This is a genomic window from Mycobacterium kyorinense (genome assembly GCF_001672775.1).
Classification (GTDB): Bacteria; Actinomycetota; Actinomycetes; order Mycobacteriales; family Mycobacteriaceae; genus Mycobacterium; species Mycobacterium kyorinense_A.
This window is the reverse complement of record NZ_LZKJ01000201.1, coordinates 25,309-39,793: the sequence shown is the minus strand read 5'-3', so window position 1 is coordinate 39,793 and position 14,485 is coordinate 25,309. Positions and strand designations below refer to the sequence as shown.

General features: G+C 64.8%; 12 protein-coding genes. 7 read left to right on the top strand and 5 right to left on the bottom strand.

Annotated features, from left to right (window positions below; all coding sequences use genetic code 11):
• Window positions 1-114: 114 nt before the first annotated feature.
• Window positions 115-909 carry a TetR/AcrR family transcriptional regulator gene (locus tag A5707_RS22715; RefSeq protein ID WP_065016688.1) on the top strand — a complete coding sequence of 265 codons (795 nt, stop codon included), beginning with the start codon at window positions 115-117 and terminating at the stop codon, window positions 907-909.
• Here A5707_RS22715 and A5707_RS22710 read toward each other — a convergent pair.
• A complete protein-coding gene (locus tag A5707_RS22710) occupies window positions 898-2,058 on the bottom strand; it encodes an acyl-CoA dehydrogenase family protein (RefSeq protein WP_065016687.1) in 1,161 nt (386 codons plus the stop codon). The genes A5707_RS22715 and A5707_RS22710 overlap by 12 nt on opposite strands.
• 103 nt (window positions 2,059-2,161) lie before the next feature.
• Here A5707_RS22710 and A5707_RS22705 point away from each other — a divergent pair, with 103 nt between their 5' ends.
• Window positions 2,162-3,181: an acyl-CoA dehydrogenase family protein gene (locus tag A5707_RS22705; protein WP_065016686.1), complete on the top strand. Its 1,020-nt coding sequence runs from the start codon at window positions 2,162-2,164 to the stop codon at window positions 3,179-3,181.
• A gap of 7 nt (window positions 3,182-3,188) precedes the next feature.
• Here A5707_RS22705 and A5707_RS22700 read toward each other — a convergent pair whose 3' ends face one another.
• Window positions 3,189-4,097: an enoyl-CoA hydratase gene (locus tag A5707_RS22700; RefSeq protein ID WP_065016685.1), complete on the bottom strand. Its 909-nt coding sequence runs from the start codon at window positions 4,095-4,097 to the stop codon at window positions 3,189-3,191.
• 125 nt (window positions 4,098-4,222) lie between these two features.
• Here A5707_RS22700 and A5707_RS22695 point away from each other — a divergent pair, with 125 nt between their 5' ends.
• The 4 genes from A5707_RS22695 to A5707_RS22680 all read left to right on the top strand — a co-directional run bounded on the left by A5707_RS22695 (window position 4,223) and on the right by A5707_RS22680 (window position 9,538).
• Entirely contained in the window at window positions 4,223-5,308 is a 1,086-nt protein-coding gene (locus A5707_RS22695) for a dihydrodipicolinate reductase (protein WP_065016711.1), read from the top strand.
• Window positions 5,309-5,352: 44 nt separating this feature from the next.
• Window positions 5,353-5,964 (top strand): nitroreductase family protein, encoded by a 612-nt coding sequence (locus A5707_RS22690; RefSeq protein ID WP_065016684.1) that lies wholly within the window; start codon window positions 5,353-5,355, stop codon window positions 5,962-5,964.
• Between the two features lie 171 nt (window positions 5,965-6,135).
• Window positions 6,136-6,915 (top strand): RsiV family protein, encoded by a 780-nt coding sequence (locus A5707_RS22685; protein ID WP_156658285.1) that lies wholly within the window; start codon window positions 6,136-6,138, stop codon window positions 6,913-6,915.
• Between the two features lie 73 nt (window positions 6,916-6,988).
• On the top strand, window positions 6,989-9,538 hold the full coding sequence (locus A5707_RS22680; protein ID WP_065016683.1) for an excinuclease ABC subunit UvrA: 2,550 nt from the start codon (window positions 6,989-6,991) through the stop codon (window positions 9,536-9,538).
• Here A5707_RS22680 and A5707_RS22675 read toward each other — a convergent pair.
• The gene (locus A5707_RS22675; protein ID WP_156658283.1) at window positions 9,535-10,617 is read right to left on the bottom strand and encodes a hypothetical protein; all 1,083 of its coding nucleotides are present in this window, start codon (window positions 10,615-10,617) and stop codon (window positions 9,535-9,537) included. The genes A5707_RS22680 and A5707_RS22675 overlap by 4 nt on opposite strands.
• Before the next feature lie 163 nt (window positions 10,618-10,780).
• Window positions 10,781-12,262, bottom strand: coding sequence for a biotin carboxylase (locus tag A5707_RS22670; protein ID WP_419866465.1), 1,482 nt, complete (start codon window positions 12,260-12,262; stop codon window positions 10,781-10,783).
• Between the two features lie 132 nt (window positions 12,263-12,394).
• Here A5707_RS22670 and A5707_RS22665 point away from each other — a divergent pair, with 132 nt between their 5' ends.
• Entirely contained in the window at window positions 12,395-13,273 is an 879-nt protein-coding gene (locus A5707_RS22665) for an alpha/beta fold hydrolase (protein ID WP_065016681.1), read from the top strand.
• Here the strand turns inward: A5707_RS22665 and A5707_RS22660 are convergent, their stop codons facing one another.
• Entirely contained in the window at window positions 13,274-14,473 is a 1,200-nt protein-coding gene (locus tag A5707_RS22660) for an ATP-grasp domain-containing protein (RefSeq protein WP_065016680.1), read from the bottom strand.
• Between the last annotated feature and the right edge of the window lie 12 nt (window positions 14,474-14,485).

The window sequence follows — 14,485 nt, the reverse complement described above, 5'->3', positions numbered from 1 at the left end:
GGTACCGCATGGGCGCACCGCCGCTTTGCGTCGGGCGGCGTCAGCCAAGTGGATCAACATACCTGTGTAGGGAGCTGAGCGGATTCGCCTGGCAACGCGTATTCTCAAGCAATCATGACTGCTAAGAAGCGCCCCGCGCAGGACACCGAAGCCAGCCTGGAGGTCGTCGACACCGACCTCGACGAGGTGCCGACGAGCTGGCAGGAGCGAACGATCGAGCGGCGCCTTTCCGCCGCCCGAGCCCGTGCGCTGGCACGCAGCTCGAGATTCCTTGCCACCGCCCTGGAGTTGGTGGAAGAGTCGGGTCGCGCCGACTTCACCATCCAGACTCTGATCGATCGGTCGAACCTGAGCCTGCGCGCGTTCTATCAGCACTTCGCGGGCAAGGAAGAGCTCCTGCTTGCGCTTTACGAGAACGCGACGAGTCAGTTCATCGAAGCGATCCGCCATGAGGTGGCAATGGCGGATGGCCCAATGGAACAACTCGAGGCGTTCTGTCGCGGGTTTCTGTCGCGAGCCGAGTCATCCGAGGCGATTGGCGGCCGAGTGATGACGATCTACAACTTGAGCTTGGAGATTGAGCGGCCAGCCGACTTCGCGAAGATCTGGGAGCCGCACCAGAAGCTGCTGACGAAGATCCTCACCGCGTGCTCGCGTGCCGGGTTGATCCGAAAAGACTTGACGCCAGCGCAGTTGACCACGCTGCTGAACTCGACGCTCATCGCACTTGCCCAAATCGGAGTGTTCCACTTGGGGGTCAAGGGTGCAGAACTTGCTGAGGATCAGTTATGGGCCTGGTGCAAACAAGCCCTGACGCCCCCGGCAGGTTCGGCCAAGCCGAAGGCCATGACTGCCAAGTCTGTGGCGAAGCGAACAACGGCTCGCAAGCCTCGAAAGCTAACGGGGTAGCCCCAACCCGCGCTGCGCGATGATGGAGCGCTGAACTTCGCTTGTGCCCGCGTAGATTGTGGTGCCCAACGCGAACCGCACGAGGTATTCGAAGCGGCCTTGCTCTGGGGCCGTCGGCTCGAAGTAGCTCCGCGCCGCGTCTGGCCCTACTAGTTCCATGACGTCCTGACTGGCGCGCACGAGCGCTTCGGTGCTGAACACTTTGGACATCGGTCCCTCCGCTACCGGGTTCTGGCCGGTCTCGGTCATCCAGACGCAGCGACGAAGGAGAAGCCTCGAAACCTCGTCTTCCATTGCCACCCTCGCGATTCGCCGCCGCACGTCTGTCTTCGCAAGCTGTGGCGACCCGTCGTCGGCTTGAGTGCTCTCCGCCCACTGCTCGACGTGCTGCAGCAGCCGAGAAATATGCGGCCCCCACCCGGATGCGTGCTCGTCCTGCAGCGACAGCCCCATCACCTGCCAGCCGGCGTCGACATCGCCGAGGCGCCACTCGTCTGAAACGCGGACGTCGCTATAGAACGTGATGTTCGTGCGTTCGCCCGAGAGCGTCCATACCGCCTGGGCTTCGAAGCCCTCAGAGTCGAGCGGGACGAGGAACATCGTGAGTCCCTTGTGCTTGGGCTTGTCAGGACTCGTGCGTGCCAGCAGGAATACGTAGTCGGCGATGTGGCCATTTGTGGTAAACATCTTGGAGCCGTTGATGACCCATTCGTCGCCCTCGCGCACGGCCTTCGTGGTCGCCGCGGCGACGTCCGAGCCGCATTCGGGTTCGGTGAACCCGAGTGCAATCGTGATATCGCCCTTCATCGCGCCCCCGAGAATGCGGTCCTTCATCTTCGGCGCGCCAACCGCGCGGATGATCGACGCCACCATTCGAGTGGTCTCCGACAGGTACATGGGTGCTTCCGCCCGCATGAGTTCCTCTCGGAGGACCTGCTCATCCCATGCATCGCGGTTCTGGCCGCCGAATTCGGTCGGCCAGCTTGGGGCGAAATAACCTTCGTCGACCAGCCCCTTGGCGAAATCGTCGTCATGGGAAACGCCGCTGCGGTAGATCCGTTCCTCGGACTCGGGCGTCATCACTTTTCCGAGGTAGCTGCGCACTCCGTCGCGGTATGCCTCGGTGTTGGCGTCGAGCTGAAAGTGCATGGATCAGAACCAATCTGTCTCACAGCCGGGCCGGGGCGGTACGCGCGATAATGTTACTCTCATTTGTGAGAGTAACCATATCCGCATGTGATGGGACGCGAGTGTGGACTTGAGTCTTACCGCCGAACAGCGCCAGCTCGTCGACTCGTTCGCCGCGATGTATGCGCGCGAGTCGACGTCGCAGCGTGTCCGGGCAGCGGAACCACTGGGTTTCGACCCCAGGCTGTGGAAGGCACTGCTGGAGACGGGTGCGGTGGAGATGGCCGTCGGCGAGGCCGCGGGCGGCTGGGGTGCCTCTGAGCTCGAACTGGCCTTGATCGCCGAACAGTACGGCCGTGCGGTCGCATCGGCCCCCGTGATCGAAGCCCAAGTTGCAGCCAGGCTGCTCGCGCAATCTGGTGATAGCGGGGCGGGACTGCTGGCCGAGGCCATGTCGGGTGACAAGCTCGTCAGCTTCGCGCCGCGCGTCGCATGCGGACGCGTGCTCGGGCTCGTACCCGGCGGGGCCGTGGCGGACGCGGTGGTGGCTCTTGTCGACGAGCGCCTCATCGCGGTGCCGCTCGGCGGCAACCGTCGACTCGTGCGGAATCACGGATCACTTCCGCTGGCCGATATCGCTGTCGAGGACGACGCGGTGGTTCTTGCTCAGGGGGACGACGCACGGCGGATGTTCTCCGATGCATTGGATTTGTGGCTCGCCCTGACCTCTTCGGCGCTCTCGGGCGCGGCGAAGAGAGCCGTCGAGTTGGGTGTCGCGTACGCCAAGCAGCGGCAAGCCTTTGGGGCCCCGATCGGATCTTTTCAGGCGGTGTCACATCCCTTGGCGGACAGTGCCACTGCGGCCGACGGCTCGCTGTTGCTGGCGTTCGAGGCGGCGTGCGCGTTCGCCGACGAGCCGGAGCGCGTCACCGAATTGGCGGCTATGGCATTTGCGTTCGCATACGAGACCGCGCGCGATGCGACACAGCGCAGTCTGCATATCCATGGCGGCTACGGGTTCGGCATGGAAGGTGACATCCAGCTGTACTATCGCCGGGTCCGCGGCTGGGCCCTGGTGTACGGGGAGTCGGCTGTGGCCCTCGACCGGGTCGCGGATGCCCGTTACGGCGTCGTGGCCAACTGAACGGCTGTCACGCGTCGGCTCGCACTTGGTCTTTGACCGACAGCGCTATCGGGGGGGCGGTTCGCCAATCCGGAACTCCTTGTTCCTCGCCGGCAGTGGCACGCTTGTCGTCGCGTACGCCGACCCAGTGTGAGTGGTTCAGTTGGTGCAGGGTGAAGCAAGACTGCAGGGCGTTATAGAAGCCCATGTTGTCCACGGATTGGTTGACCGACTCCTTGATGAGTAGCGCCGCCATCGTCGGCACCGTGGCGATGCGCCGGGCCATCTCGAGTGTGCGATCGGATAGCTCCTCTCTTTTGAAGATCTTGCTGACCATGCCGAGTCGGTATGCCTCCTCGATGCCGATCGCGTCGCCGGTCAGCATCAGTTCCTTGGTGCGACGGGGGCCGAACTCCCATGGGTGGCCGAAGTACTCCATGCCGCACATACCGAGCCGGGTACCGACGACGTCGGCGAAGCGCACCTCTTCACTTCCCACGATCAAGTCGCATGCCCAGATCAGCATGAGGCCCGCGGAGAACACGTCTCCATGGACCTGCGCGATCGTGATCTTGCGCAGGTTTCGCCAGCGCAGGTTGTTCTGGAAGAAGTAGTGCCACTCTTGAAGCATGATCTTCTCCGCGCCCTGCCGGGTCCCTCCGTTGATGGCAGCTGTCGGGTGTTGACCCGGTCCAGGGGTGAACTCAGCGCGGGCCTGCTTGGAGCCGATGTCATGGCCGGAAGAGAACATCGGCCCCTCGCCGGCGAGGATGACGACGCGGACGTTGTCGTCGGCCTCGGCGCGGGCGAAGGCATCGTCGAGTTCGACCAACATGCCGCGGTTTTGCGCGTTGCGTTGCTCCGGACGGTTCAATGAGATTCGGACGATCTGGCCGTCGTCGAACGTCTCCCACTTCAAGAACTCGTAATCGCTCATCGTCTCCTCCAAGGTTCTTCCGATGCGGCAATGGTGTTATCGATAACCGAGAAGGTATGTTCTCACAGGTCGGACGGGGTCGACCGGGAAGGGCACACATGACGGACTGTCAGCGTAAGCCGCGGGTGATTCTCTGGGGTCCCGGGCAAGTCGGGGTAGGCGCATTACGCGCGCTGATCGCGCATCCCGGGTTGGACCTCGTGGGCGTCGTCGTGCATGCCGAGGCCAAGGACGGCAAGGACGCGGGCGAGCTGTGCGGGATGCCCGCGACGGGCGTCGTCGCGACCCGCCACGTTGATGCCGCACTGTCTCTCGACGCCGACGTGGTCGCCTACTTCGCATCGGGCGACTACCGGTATCACGAGGCGGCCCAGGACATCGCCCGCTGTCTTCGCGCAGGAAAGAACGTCGTATGCACCTCGCTGGTCCCGATGTGCTATCCGCCCGCCGCGGACAAGCAGACCGTCGATCTCATTTCCGCGGCATGCCAGGAGGGCGGCACGAGCTTCTTCAACAGTGGCGTGGATCCCGGATGGGCCAACGATGTCATCGCGTTGACCATGACGGGATTCAGCAGCCGTGTCGACACCATCACGATGCTCGAGATACTCGATTACGGCCCGATCAACCAACCCGACATCATGTTCGACTTCATGGGATTCGGCCACCCGCCAGACCATCCCGCGCCGTTGTTCGACACTGCGCGCCTGGCCGCGTTGTGGGCGCCGACGGTGCATTTGGTGGCCGACGGCCTTGGTCTGCCCCTCGACCGCGTCGATACAAGTATCGAAAAGTGGTTGGCGACAGAGCGTTACGAGGTGGCCTCGGGGTGGGTCGAACCAGGAACGATGGGCGGGATGCGGTTCAAGCTGGCAGGAATCGTCGACGGTGAGGAGCGGGTGGTGCTGGAGCACATCACCCGGATGGGCGAAGGGTCAGCGCCGGATTGGCCGCGACATCCGTCACGGCACGGGGGCTACCGCGTCATTGTCGACGGTCTGCCCACGTACACAGTCGACGTCGAAATGCACGGGCGGGGAAGCAATATGCGGGGTTTGACGTATGCGACGGTGATGCGGGAACTCAATGCCATTCCGGCGGTCATCGCAGCACCGCCGGGCCTGTTGTCGACTTTGGATCTACCGCTTGTCACCGGCCCCGTCCGCGGCGGTACGTGGCAAGGCGTGCTCGCGCGCACGATGCCGGTATGAGCAGCCGAGCCCCGCTGTCGACCTCGTCAGATTTGTGGGAGGTCATGCGGACTGCGTCGGCCGTGCGCCGCTATCGCGACGAACCCGTCTCCGACGAGGCCATCGATACCTGTTTGCGTGCGGCCAGCTGGGCTCCGTCCGGAGGCAATCAGCAGCCATGGAAGTTCCTCGTCCTCAGATCGCAGAGCTTGCGCGACGTGATCACAGCTGCGGCCCATAAGACGTGGGACGTGATGACGGAGTTTTATTCGATTTCGATGCCCGACAGCGAAGCTGACGACCCCAAATCACGCGTGCTCCGGGCGATGGCGGAGCACATGAGCGTCGGCGGTGAGGCGCCTGTCCTGGTGCTGTTCTGTGTCCAGCCGCAGCGAGGAACCACCGAACTACAGCAGGGGGGTTCGATTTTTCCCGCGGTGCAGAACTTTCTGCTCGCCGCGCGGGCACAGGGCCTCGGCGCGGCGATCACCCTGTGGCACGGGTCCTGCGAGGACCAACTGCGATCCATGGTCGGAATCCCTGACGACTGGAAGATCGCGACTCTGCTGACGCTGGGCTGGCCCAGCGGCGGGCACCATCCGGTGCGGCGCAAGCCGCTCAACGAGGTGGCGGCGACCGATCGTTGGGATCGGGCCTGGAAGACTACAACGGCGTGACGGTGTTTCGCGGCGGATTCCCCACCGTAAACCGCCTGGTCAGACGCCGTGATCTTCGCGTCAAGCTCGCGCGCGAGCGGGTCACCTCCGTCCGCCCCCAGTCACTGGAACAATGGACGCTAATCTCACGTCCGCGGCGTAGTGCCGCATTTGCTTGGAGGGATTCAACGCATGCGCTTCTTCAGCGTGCCGATGCTCGTCACGGCAATCACCATCTTCGGCTCTTACGGCATTGCTGCGGCTGCCCCGAAGGACTACTGCGCGGACCTCAAGGGCGGCAATACCGGCAGCACGTGTGAGATCCAGCTCTCCGACCCCGGCTACAGCGTCAACATCAGCATCCCGCTGGACTACCCCAACCAGCAGCCGATCGCCGACTACATCTCGAAGACGCGCGACGAATTCCTCAATGCGGCGAAGTCGAGCGCGCCCCGCGATACACCGTATGAGCTGACCATCAAGCCGACGGAATACAGCTCGGCACTCCCGCCGCGCGGCACGCAGACCGTCGTGTTCAAGGTCTTCCAAAACGTCGGCGGCGCGCATCCGCAGACCAAGTACAAGGTGTTCAACTGGGATCGGGGCTATCGCAAAGAGATCACCTGGACGGCCGCGCCGGACGACAAACAAAATACGCCGTTGTGGCGGGTGGACGATCCGCTGAAGACTGTCGCGCCGATCGTCCAGACTGAACTGCAGAAGCAGCTGGCACCACCACCGCCTGCCGCGCCGCCGGCGCAACCGGGACAGCCGGCGCCGGTCGAGCCGCCGCCAGCGCCGCCGTTGCCGATCGCACCGGGCGCGCTGTACGACCCTGCCAACTACCAGAATTTCGCGGTAGTCAACGACGGGGTGTACTTCTTCTTCGACCAGGGCGCGCTGCTGCCCGACTCAGCCGGGGCGTTGCAGGTGCTTGTGCCCCGATCGGCGATCGACCCGATGATCGCATAAAGCGCACCTGGCGCGTCTCCGAAGTAATCCGAGGAGTGAGGGCGGCTGCAGCACGGGTACTCGTCTGAGCACCATGACAGAAATGTCCTACTCAAGCACCGACGACATCGACCCTTGTGTGCGCGTTTACGGGACCCAGGTCCACAATTTGCGGGGTGTCGACGTCGCGGCGCCACGTGACGCGCTGGTCGCATTCACCGGGATCTCCGGGTCCGGCAAATCGTCGTTGGCTTTCGGGACCATCTACGCCGAGGCCCAGCGCCGCTATTTCGAATCCGTCGCTCCGTACGCCCGTCGCCTGCTACTGCCAACCGGCGCGCCAAAGGTCGACGACATCACCGGGCTGCCGCCTGCCGTCGCATTGCAGCAGCGCCGGGGTTCGGCGACGTCGCGGTCGACGGTCGGCACCGTCACCACCCTGTCGAACTTGCTGAGGATGCTGTTCTCCCGCGCCGGGACCTACCCGCGGGGGGCCACGGAACGACTGGACTCCGATGCGTTTTCCCCGAACACCGCGGTTGGGGCATGCCCGGAATGCCACGGGTTGGGACGAATCCATCGGGTGACCGAAGAGACACTGGTACCAGACCCGTCGCTGACCATCCGCGAAGGCGCGGTGGCCGCATGGCCGGGCGCGTGGCAGGGTCAAAACCTCCGCGATATTCTCGTCACGCTGGGGTACGACATCGACAAGCCGTGGCGGAAACTTCCTAAGCGCCAACGCGATTGGATTTTGTTCACCGACGACCAGCCGACAGTTGAAATCGATCCGGGCCAGCACCCCGTGCAGGCCGACTATTACTACAACGGCACGTTCTCCAGCGCCGAACGCCACGTCCGCCACACGTTGGCCAACTCCCATAGTGCGATGATGCGTCGCCGCGTACTGCAATTCGTCGACAGCGTCGAGTGCCCAGTATGCGACGGTTCCGGGTTGCGCCCGGAGGCGTTGAAGGTGACATTCGCCGGACGCACCATCGCCGACTACACAGCGATGCCGCTGGCCGAGCTCGCTGACACCTTGCGCCCCACAGCTTCTCGGACCGATGCCGCCGCCGCTTACGAGTCAACGAAATCCGGTGAGCTGACGGAAGTGGCGACCATGATCGCGGCAGACCTCGTCGCACGCCTGCAGGTACTCATCGATCTCGGTCTCGGCTATCTCACGCTAAGCCGTCGCACTCCGACGGTGTCACCCGGCGAATTGCAGCGGTTGCGGCTGGCCACTCAACTACGCGCCGGCTTGTTCGGCGTGCTCTATGTGCTCGACGAGCCGTCGGCTGGACTGCATCCCGCCGATGCCGAACCGCTACTCGAGGTGCTCGAACGCCTACGGCGCGCAGGCAATTCGCTATTCGTAGTCGAACACGACATGGACGTGGTCCGCCGTGCCGACTGGATCGTCGATGTTGGACCCGGGGCGGGGGAGCTCGGCGGGGACGTGCTCTACAGCGGGCCGGTGTCGGGTCTCGCCGACATCGAGGGGTCGGTCACTCGCAAGTACCTTTTCGACGGGGCCGAGTCGCCGTCGCGTCAACCCCGCACGCCGTCCGGGCGGCTGCGGCTGCGCGGTATCTGCTTCCACAATTTGAGAGACCTCGACGTGGACCTGCCACTTAGTGTGTACACGGCGGTCACCGGGGTGTCCGGCTCGGGCAAGTCGACGCTCGTCGTCAAAGTCCTCGGCGATGTCGTGCACAGCCATCTCGGCACCGGACGGGCGGCCGGGCCGGCCGAATCTGATGACGACGAAACCGACAGCGGGATCGTCGATCTCGATCACGACGCCAGTGTCGGTGTGACGGCAGAGGGGGCCGAGCAGATCAACCGGCTGGTATCGGTCGACCAGCGCCCGATCGGACGCACACCGCGCTCGACGCTGGCCACCTACACCGGCTTGTTCGACGCCGTCCGGCGCGAATTCGCCGCGACACCTAAGGCGCGTCGCCGCGGTTGGACAGCGGGCAGGTTTTCGTTCAACGTGGCCGAAGGCCGCTGCCCCACCTGTCAGGGGGAGGGGTTCGTGTCGGTCGAATTGTTGTTCCTGCCAGGCACATACGCCACATGCCCGGAATGTCACGGCGCGCGGTACTCCGACGAGACACTCGAGGTGCGCTACCGCGACCGTACGATCGCCGACGTGCTCGCGATGACCGTCGATGAAGCCGCGGAGTTTCTTGCCGACGTCGCCAGCGCAACGCGGAGCCTGACCACGCTGCAAGAGGTCGGATGCGGCTATCTCCGTCTTGGGCAGCCCGCGACCGAGCTGTCCGGTGGTGAGGCGCAGCGGATCAAGCTCGCCACCGAACTGCAGAGACCCCGGCGAGGACATACCCTCTACATCCTCGACGAGCCGACCACCGGGCTTCATCCCGCCGATGTGGATCTGCTCGATCATCAATTGCACCGTTTGGTCGACGCGGGCAATACCGTGGTGGTCGCCGAACACGACATGCGGATGGTCGCGGGTGCGGACTGGGTGATCGACCTGGGACCGGGAGCCGGCAGCGATGGCGGTCGGGTCGTTGCGGCGGGCCCGCCGAAGAAGGTGGCACGCGCGAAACACAGTCGCACGGCGCCGTACCTGGCAAAGCGGTTGGCGCCGTCTCTCGGCCGCGGTTAGTCCACCTGCGGGCGCCGCTCGGCCTTGGCTTCCGCCTCAAGCCGTAGCTGGATCGCCCGCACCCTCGCCTCGTCCGCCAGAGCTTGTGCTTCGGCGGCTTCTGCCTCCGCCCACACCTCGGCAGCCCGCGCTTCGGCTTCGGCTGCTTCGGCTTGCGCTCGCGCCTGAGCGGCCAGGGCTTCGGCTTCAGCAGCTTCTGCTCGCGCCTGCGCCCGCGCCCGGGCCTCCGCGACAAGGGCTTGGGCTTCCGCAGCTTCTGCTCGCGCCCGCGCCTCGGCGGCCAGGGCCTGGGCTTCGGCAGCTTCTGCCTGCTTTCGCGCATGGGCGGCCACAGATTGGGCTTCGGCGGCTTCGGCCTGTGCCCGTGCCTGGGCGGCGAGGGCCTCGGCTTCGGCGGTTTCGGCCTGCGCTCGCGCCTGCGCGGCGAGGGCTTCGGCTTCGGCGGCTTCGGCTCGTGCCTTCGCTCGCGCCCGCGCCTCGTCGGCCAGAGCTTGGGCCTCCGCGGCTTCTGCTTGTGCCCGCGCTTCGGCGGCCAGCGCCTCGGGTTCGGCCGCCAGGGCTTGGGCCTCGGCGGCTTGCGCCTGTGCCCGCGCCTGGGCGGCCAGGGCCTCGGCTTCGGCCGCCAGCGCTTCGGCCGCAGCGGCCAAGGCCTGGGCTTTGGCGGTTTCTGCCCGCGCTTGTGCCTCGGCGGCCAGCGCCTCGGCTTGGGCGGCTTGCGCTTGGGCCGTGGCGGCTTCTGCCAGCGCCCGGGTTTCGGCGTCCAAATCCGGGCGCGGCGGCTCCAACTTCGGCCGTGGTGGCATCGGTTGGACCTGCACTTTCGGTCGGTCAGGACTCCATTGGCGGTTCCGCTTTTGGGTACCGGTCGCGAGGGACGCCGTTTGCGCAGCCACTCGCTGCTGGTCGACGAAGTAATAGACCACGACCAAAGCCACGCCGGCCAGCAACACCAGCGGCACGAACAACGACGGGTGCATGGCCACCCCGCCGAGGCCGACCATCGTCAGCGGTACCCCGAACACCACCCCGGCCCACTGATACCGATCAGCCTGGCCAATGACCATTCTCGAAGACCGCACGATCGCCTTCCTTCGCGGAGACGTTGGCATACAAAGCGTACTGTGACGAACGTCACGACGGTGAACCAAAAGGTGTGTTTTTCAGCACAAAGTCGGGGGCCAAGGCGAGCAGCGGTATGGCTCCGGCCCGACAGGTACCCGTTGGCCCTCGATCAGCGGCTGCTCACGCGCGTGCGACGAGCCGCGAAACGAAGGGCTCACCCGGCGTCAGGCGGGTCGACTGGAACTGCGCTTTGATGCCCTCGACCCAGCGTCGGCAGCGCTCGGTGAGCCGGTAGTCCTTGGTCTGCAGGTGTCCGCGGGTGACAAGCACGCCAAGTTCGGCGCCCTTGCAGCGCACGTCGCCCGGCGCCGCGATCCGCATGTAGAAGGCCTCGGATTCATCAGTCAGCGAAGCCCAGTCGTTGGCGCTGCGTGCAAACGAGACACGCCCGTCGTCGTGGAGGCGGTATACACCGGTGCGTGGGGTCGCGGTCAACAGCTCGACATGCGGCGAGGTCTCCCAAATCATCAGCTGGCCCCAGACGTCGTCCTCGCCATAGCCCCGCTCCCAGCGCGAGTTGATTTCGTCGACGTCGACGTCGTAGTCGACGTCCATGTACTCGAGCAGGTGGAAGAGGAACAGCGGCATGTCGGCGTAGGCCTCGGTGGTCAGGTTCGTCATCGGGCTTACCCCGCTCAGGCGTGGGTTCACCTCGCCGAGGTACAGCTCGTTCGAGTCGAGGTCGCGCAACAGGTCCACCTCGAAGTAGCCGCGATACCCCTCGCGGCGGAGCCGGTTGCCAAGCTTTCGCACCATGTCTCGCGCCGTGTGTGTCTGTTCCGGTGTCAGTGCCCCGCGCCAGACGTCGTTGCCGCACCAGCCGCCTTTGTACGGGGTCAGCTCCGGGTAGCCGACGAGGCTCGTCATCGCGGGACCGACCACAGTGCCGTGACGTGTGACCGCGCCCTCGAGGCACACCTCGACATTGCGGATGCGCTTCATCACTTTGAGTTCCTGACCGACCAGGACGGCGGCGTGACGGTCCCAGTCGCGCTGACCGCGCAGAAAGAACGTGGTGGTGCCGGCGTCGCCGTACGCGGCTTGGACGACGAGGTTGTCGCCCAATCCCGCACCCTGCGCGAGCGTCAGCAACTCGTCGTAGGAGCCGGCCCGCCCGATGATGTTGGGCACGCTCGCCACACCTGCCTTCTGGGCGAGCCGCGTCATGACGATCTTGGAGCCCAGGCGATGGCGCAACTCCGCCGACGGCTGCATGACCTCGAGTCCCACCTCGTGTGCAAGGACGTGGGTTCCCTCGTCGAGCATCACAAAGCAGGCCTTGCCGCCTAGCCCTCGGTGGGCGATGAAGTCGAGCGTCTCGGGATCGCGCAGCAGGTAGTTGCACACGTCTTCCATGGAGTCGAAATCCATGCGGTTACGCCGCCGAGGCACGAACACGCGGGGGTGCTCGCCCTCGAACGAGTCAAAGTACGTGAGGTAGAAGAAGTTTCGTATCCAGCGGTCGATGCCGAGGAGGTTGAACGGGGTTGGCGAGATGAAATACAGCGGGGTGGTGTTGGTGTGGAAGAACGCACGGACGTCGGAGATGCCGTGCAACTGGCGTCGCGGCTCGGGCTCAGGGCCGCCGGAATGCACGCTCACGGCAGCCGCGTCGACGTCGATGCCTGGGACCTGGGCGCTGCCGTCAGTTCACATACCTGCATTCGGCAAGTGTGCGCCTGCCCACGGCCGTGTGGAAGTGCGGAGGGCGAACGCGTTATTACAGTGGCATTAATGAGCGATGTCGCGGGCACAACGCCGAACGACGGGTTCGAGTTCATCGTCGCGGAACGGGGCGTCGAACTCGCAGTGCAGCGGTCCGGGGAAGGCCCGGCGGTTCTCCTGGTCGGCGGCCTCGGTATGCCGGCTATCACCTGGGAAATTTGCGGGCTTCCTCGCTCGCTGGTCGACGCGGGATTCCAGGTCATCGTCTACAACGCACGCGGAATGTCACCGTCCTCAGCACCGGCTGCGCCGTACTCGGTGGCCGACCTGGCCGACGACGCCGCCGCCATACTCGACCATTTCCAGGTCCGGCAGGCGGTGGTCGTCGGCTATTCGATGGGTTGTTACACCGCGCAGATGCTGCTGCGCGGCCGGCCGGAGCTGGTGAGTGCGCTCGTCTTGTTCGCCGGACTCCAACCGTCGCCGGTCGGCGCGATGGTGGGGGAGATGGAACTCGGCTTGATCGAGCGCTACGGCGAGGTGCCGCGTGAGGTACTGGTCTTCGAGCAGTTGTTGACTACGCTGCACTCGCCGATGCTGCAAGATCCGGCGACGGTGCAGGGCTGGCAGCAGGTGTTGTCGGCCGGCTACGACAGCGGGTGGGCCGGACCTGAAGGGTTCAAGGGACAGCTGACCGCGTCGCAGCAGTGGATCACCGCCGGGGAACCGGCCCCGGAACATCTCCGCGCGATCGACGTGCCGACCCTTGTCTTGGCGTTCGAACACGACCTGTTCTTTCCGCCGGCCCTGTGCGAGGCGACGGCTCGGCTGATCCCCGCCGCCGAATTCGCACAAATCGACGGCGCCGGCCACGGCGGCATCTTCACCGGACCCGGCGACAGCGTCGACCGAATCACCAAGTTTTGCTGCGCGCACCGCGGTAACTGATCAACCCGGCCCGCCATTCCCGTCAGCGCGGCCGCCGTCCCACTCGTGGTCGTGCATGAACGCCTCCGGGATGTTCACTCGATACCGGGCGGCCTCGGCGAGAATATTTCCCATCGCGAGCGGCAGCGCCAGGCTCGGCGCGGGATCTCGGCGCGCGAAGATGACCCCGTCAGTACGTCGGTAGTCACGCAGGAATCCGCGGAACGTGTTGTCCTTCAGCGCTGATTTGCGCCACCCATACATCAGCATTCCCGGACCCAGCATCTTGCTCGCACCGGGTGCGGGCACGATAAGCTTCTCATTGGTACCGAAAAATGCTCTGTCGACCCGAGTTTCGGGATCGAACAACAGAATCCCGCTGGTGGCCCGTGGATTACATTCGATCGCGAAAAGCTCTCCGCCTGGCGTCTCGATGAAGTCCAAACCCATCTGTCCGGTGAAATTGAATGCCTTGACGCATTCGCGCACCCACGCAGCGATGCCCTCGTGCTGGATAGACTCAAACGTCAGGCACGACGTCCCGTCGATCGCGTAGCGCACCGGATATGCAGCGTGCGCTTTGATCTGACCGTGGTGGCAGACCGAATACGAGCAATAGTTCGTGCCGTCGGCCCACTCCTGCGCGATCCATGTATTTCCCGCTTCGAAACTCAGGCCGCGCGGCAGCTCCCCGGGACGCACCTTGTGGATCTCCTGCGAGCCACGTGAGTAGACGGGCTTGAGCGCGAAGGGCTGGTCGAAGTCCAGCGCCTCTAGCTCTTCTCGGCTGCGGACTTGCGCAAAGTCGAGGGTTGGTATGCCCAGTGTTTTCAGTGCGGCTTGGAATTCGTACTTGTTTTCCAGCTGAGCCTCGAGTTCGAATTCGGAAAAGAACAGCGTGCAGCGGTCCGGGAACAGGTCGGGGTAGCGCTTGATGGTGTGTGCCAGGATTTCGGTTCCTTCGTGGATCGGAACCACTAAGTCCACGCTCTGTTCGTGGACGATTTGGGCGATGGCCCGCGTCCACTCGACCGGTTCAAATGTCGGCCGCGGCGTGCGGAACGTCTTCTTGACCGACGAGGAGAACCTGGTGATCGGGAAGGGCACCGAATCCGAAATCAGCACATTGTGTCCGGCGGCGCCCATCAAGCGGGCAAGGTGGAGTGCCAGAAACGACCGACCGAACGTGATCAGCACCGTCTTTCCACCCGATGTGGACATCGAACCTCCCTT

Excerpts from the sequence above, each read along its gene's own strand:
- A5707_RS22715 (WP_065016688.1), top strand. The coding sequence starts at position 115 with ATGACTGCTAAGAAGCGCCCCGCGCAGGACACCGAAGCCAGCCTGGAG.
- A5707_RS22710 (WP_065016687.1), bottom strand. The coding sequence starts at position 2,058 with ATGCACTTTCAGCTCGACGCCAACACCGAGGCATACCGCGACGGAGTG.
- A5707_RS22700 (WP_065016685.1), bottom strand. The coding sequence starts at position 4,097 with ATGAGCGATTACGAGTTCTTGAAGTGGGAGACGTTCGACGACGGCCAG.
- A5707_RS22690 (WP_065016684.1), top strand. The coding sequence starts at position 5,353 with ATGCGGACTGCGTCGGCCGTGCGCCGCTATCGCGACGAACCCGTCTCC.
- A5707_RS22685 (WP_156658285.1), top strand. The coding sequence starts at position 6,136 with ATGCGCTTCTTCAGCGTGCCGATGCTCGTCACGGCAATCACCATCTTC.
- A5707_RS22680 (WP_065016683.1), top strand. The coding sequence starts at position 6,989 with ATGACAGAAATGTCCTACTCAAGCACCGACGACATCGACCCTTGTGTG.
- A5707_RS22665 (WP_065016681.1), top strand. The coding sequence starts at position 12,395 with ATGAGCGATGTCGCGGGCACAACGCCGAACGACGGGTTCGAGTTCATC.
- A5707_RS22660 (WP_065016680.1), bottom strand. The coding sequence starts at position 14,473 with ATGTCCACATCGGGTGGAAAGACGGTGCTGATCACGTTCGGTCGGTCG.